At 39.1% G+C, this 608-nt stretch carries 1 pseudogene; it reads right to left on the bottom strand.

What is annotated here, in order from left to right:
- Positions 1-520: pseudogene (locus I6F53_RS20715) on the bottom strand (IS110 family transposase); the annotation flags it as partial.
- Positions 521-608: the final 88 nt, after the last annotated feature.

Raw genomic sequence — 608 nt, 5'->3', positions numbered from 1 at the left:
GTCACTTTTATCGATTGGCAAACACGCACAGAAACGTTGCTGAATTCACTTGCTTCTAATCGGTTAGCTTCTCGTTGCCGGTTACTCTCAAGCGCATCTAAACGACGGATAAGGGCTTTAAGCTCTCTAACTTCTAATGCTTCAGGTTGCCAATAATTAACGACTGCGTGCTTAGCACAGCCGTAATGGGCAAGCATCGTTGCATCAGATTTGTCTGTTTTGTGAATTATGTTTAAAGCGTCTGCATACTTTTTAGCTTTACCAGGATTCGCTAAAATAATATTAAAGCCTCGCTCGTGTAAAAAATACATTAGCGCCTCATGATAAACACCCGTTGGTTCGAGTGCGATAACGAGCTCATTAGCAGCGCTTTTTGTTGTATTTAAAAGCCATTTTTCTATTGCTAAAAGTCTTGGCGCTTGTTTTTAAAGACTTTTGTTTTAATCTTGTTTGTAAGCTGGTCTCTCAACCACGATAAATCAATCTTCTCTTTACTAATATCAATGCCGATAAACATCATCTCTACTTACTCCCCTTGTACATACAGCATCTACTTAAAAAAAGTGTGCTTGGATACCATTCAGTTTCTGAGAATAGAAAGTCAGGGC

The organism is Pseudoalteromonas sp. SWN29 (assembly GCF_015864465.1).
Classification (GTDB): domain Bacteria; phylum Pseudomonadota; class Gammaproteobacteria; order Enterobacterales; family Alteromonadaceae; genus Pseudoalteromonas.
Note: the sequence above shows the minus strand (reverse complement) of the source record. Positions and strands in the feature narration are given on the sequence as shown.